Origin of the sequence: Clostridium sp., from assembly GCF_021372645.1 — a bacterium.
In the GTDB taxonomy this organism is placed as follows: Bacteria; Bacillota; Clostridia; order Clostridiales; family Clostridiaceae; genus Clostridium.
The window spans coordinates 68,663-80,189 of the sequence record NZ_JAJFUC010000089.1; the positions used below are offsets into that span (position 1 = coordinate 68,663).

Below are 11,527 nucleotides of genomic sequence, written 5' to 3' on the forward strand. Positions count from 1 at the left end.
TCTCCATGTACAAACATATTCTATATAATAATAATATGAAGAATCTTTCCTTTTGTTACTTGTTAATTTCAAGTATTGATTTTTGAGCTCTAAATTTAACCTTTTAACCCTAAACATATACTAAGAAAATCTCTTTCCCTTGAATAATAATAATCTTCCATTTTTTACACATTACCAAAAGGGTGCTATCTCAAATGATTTTTTAAATCTTTTAAGATAACACCCTTTTTAAAAGTATTTTTTGATATACTTTATATTCTATAACTTTTAGTCTTCACTTTTTCCAACTGCCGAAAGAATTAATCCCTTATTATGTTCTAATGCCCAGCTGATACCCCAATCGTTTTGGAATATAAGTAGATTTCGGTCTTTAAGGTCTTTAACCTTTTTAGTATCTGAAGTTAAGTTTAATGAATCCATGTCAATAACTTTATCTTCAATCCACCTTACATATCTATAAGCTAATCTATCCATTTTAACATCAACATTGTATTCATTGTTTAATCTGTATTCTAATACTTCAAATTGAAGTACACCAACAACTCCAACTATGATTTCTTCCATACCAATGTGAGTTTCTCTAAATACCTGAATTGCTCCTTCTTGCGCAATTTGAGTAACACCTTTTACAAATTGTTTTCTCTTCATTGTATCTACTGGTCTTACTCTTGCAAAATGTTCTGGTGCAAAGGTTGGTATTCCTTCAAATTTAAATTTATTTGATGGCATACATAAAGTATCTCCAATTGAGAATATACCCGGATCAAATACACCAATTATATCTCCTGCATAAGCTTCTTCAACAATTTCTCTTTCTTGAGCTAAGAATTGTTGAGGTTGAGCAAGTTTAAGCTTCTTACCACCTTGTATATGCATAACCTCCATACCTTTTTTGAATTCTCCAGAACAAATTCTCATAAAGGCAATTCTATCTCTATGTGCCTTATTCATATTTGCTTGAATTTTAAATACAAAGGCTGAAAAATCTTTATCCATAGGATCAATTTCCCCTATGCTTGAGTTTCTTGGAAGTGGTGATGAAGTCATTTCTAAGAAATGAGCTAAAAATGGCTCAACTCCAAAGTTAGTTAAAGCAGATCCAAAAAATACTGGTGTTAACTCTCCTTCTCTTACCTTTTTAAGATCAAGTTCATCTCCTGCAATATCTAAAAGTTCAATATCTTCCATAAGCTTATCATGAAGTGGTGCTCCAAGTAGATCTTTGAATACCTCATCATTAACATCACCTTCTGTTGCTGCAACTTCTGTTTGACCATGATTTCCAGCATTAAAAGCTAAAACTCTCTTGTTTTGTCTTTCATAAACTCCCTTAAATTCCTTACCTGAACCTATTGGCCAATTTATTGGATAAGTCTTTATTCCAAGTTCATTTTCAATATCATCAAGTAAAGTAAATGGATCTTGTGCTTCTCTATCCATCTTATTTATAAATGTAAATATCGGAATTTCTCTAAGTGCACAAACATGGAATAACTTTCTTGTTTGATCTTCTATACCCTTTGCAGCATCAATAACCATTACAGCACTATCTGCTGCCATAAGTGTTCTATATGTATCTTCCGAGAAGTCTTGGTGACCTGGAGTATCTAATATATTTATGCAATATCCATCATAATTAAATTGCATAACTGAAGAAGTAACAGAAATACCTCTTTGCTTTTCAATTTCCATCCAGTCAGAAACAGCATGCTTAGAAGCCTTTCTTGCTTTAACAGAACCTGCAAGTCTTATAGCTCCTCCATAAAGTAATAACTTTTCTGTAAGTGTAGTTTTACCAGCATCAGGGTGAGAAATAATTGCAAAGGTTCTTCTTTTTTCAATTTCGTTTATATAATCAGCCAAAGCTAAATCCTCCTATTAACTTCAATGCACAATTCACAATTGCTTTTGATATTATTTTTCTTCATTATTAACTAAAATATTATACCATATTCCATATGCTATGTATACTTACTACATTTCATTCTAGATGTTAAAATTAAGAAATTAATATATGTCAACTTGTCCACTTATTGTTATATTACTTCTTCCAACAACCTTAGAAGTGTCCTTAGCAGTTGCTACTACTAATACTGTTCCATTTGCTGTTGCTGTTAATAATCCACTTGAACTTATTGTTGCTATTGCTGAATCAGACACTGACCATGTTACTGCACTATTAGTTGCATCAATTGGTAATACTTTTGCACTCATTTGCAAAGTTCCAGCTTTAGTTGTTATTGCATTTAGACCAGTATTACTTGTTATTGCAATATCTTCTACAAGTACATTATCTGTTGAGGTTTTATCTGAAGTACTAGATTCTTCCCATTGAGCATACAAAGTAAGATTACCTTTTATGGTTACTGTATCACCAGCATCATAACTATTACCATCACCATTCTCCTTAGTAGTCCATTCAATAAACTTGTATCCGCTCTTTCTAGGGGTATATAATGTTATTTTATCATTTTTTTCAATAGTCTTTGTACTAAATTCTTCTCCATCATCATCTTTAAACTTAACATTATATTCTATGAGATTATTTGGATCTCTTGCTTCAGTATTTGGACTACTTGGTGACGAATCCTCATCTGTTATTATTTGACTAGGAGTATAAGCTATAGTAGCTATACCTGATACATCATAAGCTTTAGTGGGTGCTGGAATATTCTCTCCCACAGCGGCTCCACTTTCATCAAAAGTATAGTAATTTCCATTTACAACTGCATGCCCTGTTTGCATTTCTCCACTTTCTGAAAATAGATAAACCTTACCATTAATTTGAACAATTCCTGTTTGCATTACTCCCATAGAATCTATGTAATACCACTGACTTTTATCATAAATCCACCCAGTTTGCATTGTTCCAGAATAATTATAATAATACCATTTCCCATTATTCAGTTTCCAATACCCACTATTTTGCCCATTGTTCATGTTTTGCCAAGTATAAAAATCAACTGAGTCTGTAGCAAAAGCATTGGATGACACAAAAGTGCTAATGCTTGTACCAACAACTGCTACTGCAATTATTTTCTTTAAAAACTTGTTCTTCATTTAAACTTCCTCCCATAAAAACCTTTATAGTATTTGAAAACCCTGTTTATAATCCCTTATCATCTATTATTTATAACAATCATAATTTTAAACTTTAGGCATATTGACTTGTTATTTTTTTGATTATGCCTTAAGCTTCTCTATTTTAAATTGAGGTCAAAATTTTATATCTGACCTCCTAAACTTTCCCGGTGTGGGATTTTACTATAGCTTAAGCATTATTTAAATTTATCCATTTACCATCAAGGAACATCAGTCCTGTTTTCATTACTCCATTTGCATCGAAGTAATAATTTTTACCATCTATTGTTTGCCAACCTCTTACCATCTTGCCATAACTATCAAGATAACTCCATGATTTACCACTATATAACCAACCATTTTTCATAGTACCATCATCGTTTAAATAATACTGGTTCTTATCATAAGTTATCCAACCTTTTTGCATTGCACCATGTTCATCCATGTAATACCATCTTCCTAAATACAATGTCCAGCCAGTTTGTAATTCTCCAAGATCATTAAAGAAATACCACTTTCCATCATAAGTAGCCCAAGTATTTATTCTCATAGAACCATCACCTTGAAGGTAATACCAATATCCTTTGTCATAGAGCCAACCTGTTTGCATAATTCCATCTTTGTTTAAATAATACCAGTTTCCACTTTCAAGCATCCAACCACATTGCATATATCCATTTAAATCTAAGAAGTACCATTGATTGTCGTATTTAACCCATTGATTTTTAATTTGAATACCCGCTCCATTATAGAATGTCCAATTTCCTGCAACAAGTACCCATTGATTAGTTCCTTCTATATCGCCTCTAATCATACTTAACTTGTAAGTAGTTGTTGTTTTACCATCTTCAGCTGTAACTTCTACTATCACAAGATTCGCACCTATATCAAGATTTATATAATCTGATTGTTGCCCAGTTGTATATTCTTTTCCATTTATTTTAATCTTTGCTTTATCATTTTGTGAAGCAAATGTTACTCTTACCTTTTCAATATTTCTAGCTATCTTAACACTATAAAGATAAGTTTCTGGATCAAATTTTGGAGATATAGTTCCGTCAGTTATAGAGAGACTACTTAAATTAACATTATTCTTAGAATATTTTCTTGTAACATTTATTGTATAAGTATTAGTATTTCCATTAGTATCAGTAACTGTTACACTTACTAAATTTCCACCTTCATTTAAGTTAATATAACCTGATGCTGCACCACTTGGTATTTTTTTATCATTAATCTTAATAGTTGCAGCAGAATCTTCAGCTTTTGCAGTTACTGTTATTGATGAAACAGTATTATCAACTATTGCCGTATATTCATAAATTTCTTTGTTAAATGCTGGATTTAATGTACCACTGCTCAAGGTTAATCCAGAAAGATTAGCACTTCTAAATTTTTCTGCTCTAACCACGTTAACCATATAAGTTGAAGTTTCTCCTTCTTTAGTTGTAACTACAACAGGAATCTTATTTGTTCCTTCTGAAAGTGTAATTTCACTGCTCTTTTTTCCACTTTTCACAACATTTTTTCCTACTTTAATAGTAGATGAATTATCCACAGATGTTGGAGTAAATGCTATTGTTGTTTGAGTTGTAGGTACATTCAATGTATAATCAAAAGAATTTGTATCAAAAGCTGGCGTTAATGTTCCAGCTGAAGGTACTAAGGATTGTAATAAAGGTTGTCCTTTTTTTGTAATTATCAAATTATACTGCCTGCTAGTATTATTACGAGTTATTGTTATGGTTATAATATTATCTCCACCAACCAAATTAACCTCATTATTACTACTTCCATTAATCCTAACTCCTGTATTTATAACGAATGATCCACTTATTAATTCTATTTTAGCTTTAGTTATATTGTCATCCGCACTATTTCTATAATATCCATCTGTTCCCTTTTCATTGTAAAGAATTGTTGAAGAACTAGTTGAATTTTGAGTATCAGTATAAGTAATTCTCATATTATCAAATGTAAATAATGTTTCTGTATCAAATTTCATTAGTACAGTATAAGTTGATACAACATTATTTGCATCTTTGACTGTGATTACAAAATTAAATTCATTATAATCTGTTATATTTGAGAATGTATATTTAGATGAGCCAACTGTGCTACCTATACCTACATTCTTAGTCATCTTTCCAGTAGAAACAACATTTGTAACCGTATAATTATTGCTAGTATTACCCTCTATAGTAAAACTAGTGGTTCCCATATTAATGGCATCACAAATAAAAACTCCATCACTTCTCTTATCTACTGTTAAAGTATCAGTACCATCGGCCTTAATTGTTACTTGATCAATAAAAGTTCTATCAGCAGATACAGTTGTTGTATCTGCCTTAGCAATGTGTATACTTACTGATTGCATTAATCCTAACACCACAGTAAACATCAATAAGTATGAAATTATCTTCTTGAAAGTAAATTTTGTCTTCATAACCTGTATATCCTCCCTAAGTTTGTCATATTTTTTATATATAATAATTGTATTATTTACATAAATTTTTCTTTAATATACCTTATCTAAAATTAACCTCAATAAGTATATAATAACATTATTCTGAATTCTTTTAAATGTATGTTTACTTATTTTTTTTATTAAAACCTTCTTTACAATCTCACTATAATATACAATATTTTTTTACAATACAAGTACTTTTTTCATATTACAGAATAATCTTCAACTTTATTTTTAGTTTTTTGTTATATATTCCAATTTGCTATTCACAATATAAAATTAAAGATAAAATCCCTCAGGAAAACTCTATTATTAATTTTCCTAAGGGATTTTTTAGCCGAAATTTACTGAACCATCTTCATTAAAATAATAAGTATATCCATCAATAGTTTTAGAGCTAGTCCTCATTGTTCCATCTTCATTAAAATAATAATATTTATCATCTTTATAAAGCCATCCACATCTCATATTTCCAACATAATTTAAATAGTACCAATTGCCATTATCATAAAGCCATTCCCCAGATTTCATACTTCCATCAGAATTAAAATAATACCATTCATCATCACATTTAATCCAACCAGTTTCCATAGCTCCATAAGAATCTAAGTAGTACCATTTTGGGTCACAATATAACCATCCAGTCTTCATAACTCCACTTGAATACAAATAATACCACTTATCCTTATTAAGTATCCAACCTGTTGCCATAGATCCATCTGTTCTTAAAAAATACCATTTATCATTATCTTCAATCCAGCCTGTCCTCATTACTCCATAAGAATCTAAAAAATACCATTCGTTTTCATAAAATAACCACCCTGTTTGCATTTCACCTTTAGAATTTAGATAATAACTATTTCCACCCTCTTCTATCCATCCAGTTTCCATGTTTCCTCTACTATTAAAATAAAAATAGCTTTTATATTTATTATCATAAAACCAAGTATCTTTTAGACAATTTCCAAAGTAATCATTATATCTCCATCTTCCATTTACTATTACCCATTGATTAGGTTTTAGTACTTTATTAATTGAATCTGAAACATTAGGTGACACAGGAATTCCTAAATATATATTTAAAGTATAAGCTCCCACCCTTTGCGTATCCTCATCTTTAAGTCCTATATTTATAGTGTATTTACCTATTCCCTTAAATTTCAATTTAATTGAATTTGTTTCATCTAACACTTTGCCATTAACAGTAATTGAATAAGTACCCTCTATAGGTACTGTTTCAAGGTCCACTATATCTGTTCCTTCATCCAATTCTATGTTATAAAAAGTACTACTTTTATCAAATCCAATGGTACTACCATTTATATTAATGTCCTTCAAATAAACAGCATCTTTTCCACCTCTATATATATAAACAGTATATGTTGATGTGCTTTTAGTATCACTATCTTCAACCTCTATTTTTGCTATATTTTTACCTTTATCTAAAGTCAAACTTTCTTTATAATTATCATCTTTAGTTACTTCTTGACCATTAATTTTAACTGTATCTGAAGGATTATTCGGTTTAGCTTTAATGAATATTCCCTCAGTATCTTTATCAACATCTACAATATAAGAATACACATCTTGTGAAAAGTTAAGATTATCACCTTCACTTAAATAAATGCTCTTTAAATAAGGTTTTTCTTCTGCATAAGCTTTTGTAGTCATTAAACTCAAAGAATTGGGTTCTATAAATGAAAATACACCAATAATAAATATAGCTGCAAATATATTTCTAATGCTTTTACTCATAATTCTCCCCCTTTAGGCTTTCCTATCTTTGTATAAATAATGTTACCATTATAATACTTCTCTGTAAACTTAGGTTAGCTGTGAAAAACATTAATTTTATATTAATTTTTCAAATTCCCCTTTTCGCATTAACTGTTAATCAAAAACATCTTTTATTCCAACACTTGGAGAATCAGTTTATAAAGACGATGCTAAATTGACTGAAAGAAAATTAATCGACAAAAAGACGAGGCTAAGCCTCGTCTTTTAATAAATTGTCAATTATCTAAATTATTTGTTCACTGAGTAAGTTCGAATAGCTATTCTTACTTAACCCATGCTCCATTAGCTGCTAATTTGTAACCATCAACAGTTGTGTTAGCTAACATTGCACCTGATGCATTTAAGTAGTACCAAGTTCCATTGTCATTTAACCAACCAGTTTTCATTGCTCCTGATGATTGTAAGAAGTACCAAGTACCGTTATCATTAACCCAACCAGTTTTCATTGCTCCTGATCCAGTTAAGAAGTACCAAGCAGATCCATCTTTAACCCATCCTGTTTGCATGATTCCGTTAGCGTTTAAGAAGTACCAAGCTCCATCTTGAACCCATCCTGTAGCTTTACTTCCGTCAGCTTTGTTGAATGACCAAGTTCCATCTGCGTTCTTAACCCAACCAGCAGTTACTACTGGAGTTGCTGGAGTTTCTACAACTGGTGTTTCAGTTTGTCCAGCTACTGTAGAATAGATGTCATTTGCTGAACTCCAAGTAACTATATCATTTTCATCATAAACTGATAAGTTATCCATTGTTCTATCTACTGTATACTTAGTTTCTAATTTACCATTAACTACTTCTTCGATTTCTCCTTTATAAAGAACCCATACATTTCCATCAACATCGATATCGAAAGCTGTCATATCTTCTTTGTCGATATTATCATAGTCTTCATCTAATTCTGCTTTGTATTTATCTAATGTAGCGGCATTTCCATTGCTTAATGTTACATCATCTTTAACTTTCTTTAAGTCATATTTATTTATTGTTATTTCTTTATCTGTAGGATTAGTTTGAATTGAGTATACAGAATTATTTAATACTCTGAATGTAGTTGTAACATTTCCAACAGTACCTGGAGTAAGTGCTGCTAAATCTGCAGTTGCTATTTCATAACTATTTACAGACTTTGGAAGGTAAGCTCCATCTTTAGTATCTCCTTGAGCTTTGCTTATCTTTTGTAAGAATGTAACAGGAGTAGTTCCATCTGTAATTTCAACAGTTCTGTAGATATAATCTGCATCTGTAGCTATTACAGCTCCTTCTGTCATTGTAAGAGTATTTTTAGCTAAATCACTTACTGTATCAAGCTTGATTTTAGTTCCATCTGCTTTGTAATAAGTGATGTTTAAAGTTTCTGATGCATCTACATATTTCCCTGCATCACCAACGAATACTGTGTAGTTCTTTAATTGATCATCACTTTGAACACTATATTGATACCATACATCACCAAATTTATCTTGGCTTAATTGTGTACCAGTTGCTAAAGTTTGAGCATTATTATATCTGTCAGCTTTTTTAACTACTGATGTTTTGAATTTAGTTTCTATATATGATTGCTTATCTGCTGCTGTATCTGCTTCAGCTTGACCATTCTTTAAGTTGAATAAAACATCATCAGATGAATAATCTATATAACTAGCTCCGTATCTAACTCCTGTTCCATCTACATCATCAATTTCAGTATCTGTTGTTCCGTTAGAATAATAAAGTCCTGCATCTTGATCGTCACCTTTGTAACCATCAAATACATATTTACCATCATTGAAAGCTTGTGCACTTTCTATAGTTCCTTCTTTTGTTTCTAAATTAGTAGTTGCTGCGTTAGCCACAGTAGCTGGTACTATTGAAACAACTGCTGTAGCAGCTACTAATAATGATGTTAATTTGTTCATTCTCTTTATCATTTATATTCCTCCTAAAATTTCATCTTTTGTTTTATCTTTCATTTTTTTTTGATTTACAAATATTATTATAGCAAGCCAATTCGACTTTGTCCACTTTTTTTGTATATTTTTGTAGTTTTTATGCGTATTTTTTTAATAAAAATATTGTTATTGCGTGAAATTTATTCTTCCAGTGTCAAATAATATTTGATTTTGTAAAATATAGTATATAAAAACAGCTCTCTTCTAATTCGGGTTCTTTATATATTTAAAAAGATAAATTTTACAATAACAAAAATATCTGGTTGATCAATATTTTTGCTTTCTTTAGCATCTTGATTTTCATCAACCAACACAACATCAAAAGGAGCAGGATATACCTTACATGAACCATTATTATATATAAACTATTTACTTAAAATAAAAAACTTCACTAAATCTTCAAATTTAGTGAAGTGCTTGTACCTGTTAATTTACGATCCTCTGGGTGTTGATAAAGGAGTCTGTGTTTTTTCGAGTGGTGACCAGTCACCCTACTGATGAAATATTATAATAACTTATTTATACAATAAATATAATTACTAAAATCCTTTAAATGGTTCTCAATAATAGCTTGAACAACCTTTAAATTTAAAGTTTTATAATCATGAACTGCGATATTTCTAAATCCTACCATTGATTTCATATCTTTATTTAATGCGTCATCTATTATATTATTAGAATTAAGTACTTCAAAAGAATCTCTACTATTTTGTGGTATCCCCAATTTTTTTTCCGATATAATATGCATAGCTAAATCTATAGCAGCTTCACATGCTCTTTGAATATTTAGAATTATAGAATCTTGTTTTGTATAATCATTTAAATTTTCTGGGTTATTATCATAAACTTCATTAATTCTATTTACGCATCTCTCAATAGTTTCAATTTTATTTAAAATTACATCATTTCCCATATACCGACCCACTTTCTTTGATTTTCTTTAATATAACTTCTCGTTCTTCATTTAATATTGCATAAGCCTTAAAAACTCTCATTTCAAAATACATACGTTTAGTATTATCACTACAATATATTCTTTTCCCTGTCCCAACTACTTGAACTTTAAATACTGTGGAGGACGCATTTAAATTTATAAGATCAACATCTCTTTTAAAAATATCAGCTAATTCCTGTGCTTTCATAAAGCATTCATATGGATCTATTTCATTGTCATTATCCGTTAAAAATGCAATGTCAATATCACTATCTTTTCTCAGTTCATTTCTGGCTGCAGAACCAAATAAATATATCACTATGGGATTAAATTTTTCTTTTAAAATTTCAATAGCTTTATTTAATTGAATGTCCAAAATTCACCCTCCTAACACAGTTTAATAGTATTACACATTACTTTAAGTTGATCTTATTACATATATTAATTATAATCTAAATTTAGTCTTCTTAAAACAAAAAACTTCACTAAATCTTCGAATTTAGTGAAGTGCTTGTATCTGTTAATTTACGAGCCTCTGGGTGTTGGTAAAGGAGTTTGTGACTAACCTTCGAGTGGTGACACTCACCCTACTGATAAATATTATTTTTTTTCTTACAATTATATTAAGCAAACGATTACTTTGTATAATTCATGTTATTATATATACATATTGAATAATTTTATCCATTTAAATAAAATTTGGATTGAAAATTGGAGGAACATTATTATGAAAAAGAAAATTATTAGCTTATTATTAGTTACAATAATTAGTTCAACTGCATTGATTTCTTGCGGGAAGACTGAAACTAAAGTAGATTCAAATACTCAAGAATCTACAACTGAACAAACTTCGCCAGTTGATTCAAATACTCAAGAATCTACAACCGAACAAACTTCACCAGTTGATTCTAGCAATAACAATTCTAATATAATAGGTGAAAATAATAAACCAACAGTTAAAGTTAATCAAATTGCCACTATCTCTGATTTTAAGGATAAAGATAAAACTGCAATTGAAAAACTTTTAGGCAAGCCACTTAGTGAAGATGATACTAAATCTGTTTATGAAAAAGATAATTACACTTTTGAAGTTACTTATTCTGATTCAAAATGTAAGCAATTCAAAATAACTCCTAAAACAGAAATGAAATATCCAGCCGACGCAGCTAATATCCTTAAGTTAATAGGTATTGATGCAGGTGACGCAGATAACATATCTCCAGCTGGACTTGAATGGAATAATAAATTTGATGTTTTCAAAATAAACGTAGTTTCTAATAACGAACTTGATGGAAAAATTGATTTTGCTGAAATAATATT

General features: G+C 30.0%; 8 protein-coding genes. 1 reads left to right on the top strand and 7 read right to left on the bottom strand.

The window, feature by feature from the left end:
- Positions 1-267 precede the first annotated feature (267 nt).
- From LLF98_RS13385 to LLF98_RS13415, 7 genes are all read right to left on the bottom strand, one after another.
- Positions 268-1,863, bottom strand: coding sequence for a peptide chain release factor 3 (locus LLF98_RS13385; protein WP_291704404.1), 1,596 nt, complete (start codon positions 1,861-1,863; stop codon positions 268-270).
- Positions 1,864-2,007: 144 nt separating this feature from the next.
- The gene (locus tag LLF98_RS13390; protein ID WP_291704406.1) at positions 2,008-3,060 is read right to left on the bottom strand and encodes an InlB B-repeat-containing protein; all 1,053 of its coding nucleotides are present in this window, start codon (positions 3,058-3,060) and stop codon (positions 2,008-2,010) included.
- A gap of 211 nt (positions 3,061-3,271) precedes the next feature.
- Positions 3,272-5,527 carry a cadherin-like beta sandwich domain-containing protein gene (locus tag LLF98_RS13395; RefSeq protein WP_291704409.1) on the bottom strand — a complete coding sequence of 752 codons (2,256 nt, stop codon included), beginning with the start codon at positions 5,525-5,527 and terminating at the stop codon, positions 3,272-3,274.
- Positions 5,528-5,881: 354 nt separating this feature from the next.
- On the bottom strand, positions 5,882-7,303 hold the full coding sequence (locus LLF98_RS13400) for a cadherin-like beta sandwich domain-containing protein (RefSeq protein ID WP_291704412.1): 1,422 nt from the start codon (positions 7,301-7,303) through the stop codon (positions 5,882-5,884).
- Positions 7,304-7,608: 305 nt separating this feature from the next.
- The gene (locus LLF98_RS13405) at positions 7,609-9,252 is read right to left on the bottom strand and encodes an N-acetylmuramoyl-L-alanine amidase family protein (protein WP_291704414.1); all 1,644 of its coding nucleotides are present in this window, start codon (positions 9,250-9,252) and stop codon (positions 7,609-7,611) included.
- Positions 9,253-9,778: 526 nt separating this feature from the next.
- Positions 9,779-10,186, bottom strand: coding sequence for a DUF86 domain-containing protein (locus LLF98_RS13410; protein ID WP_291704416.1), 408 nt, complete (start codon positions 10,184-10,186; stop codon positions 9,779-9,781).
- Entirely contained in the window at positions 10,176-10,583 is a 408-nt protein-coding gene (locus LLF98_RS13415) for a nucleotidyltransferase domain-containing protein (RefSeq protein ID WP_291704418.1), read from the bottom strand. The genes LLF98_RS13410 and LLF98_RS13415 overlap by 11 nt, the downstream gene beginning before the upstream one ends.
- Before the next feature lie 351 nt (positions 10,584-10,934).
- Here LLF98_RS13415 and LLF98_RS13420 point away from each other — a divergent pair.
- Positions 10,935-11,527, top strand: a 593-nt coding sequence (locus LLF98_RS13420; RefSeq protein WP_291704420.1) for an altered inheritance of mitochondria protein 21, incomplete at its 3' end; no start/stop codon positions are given.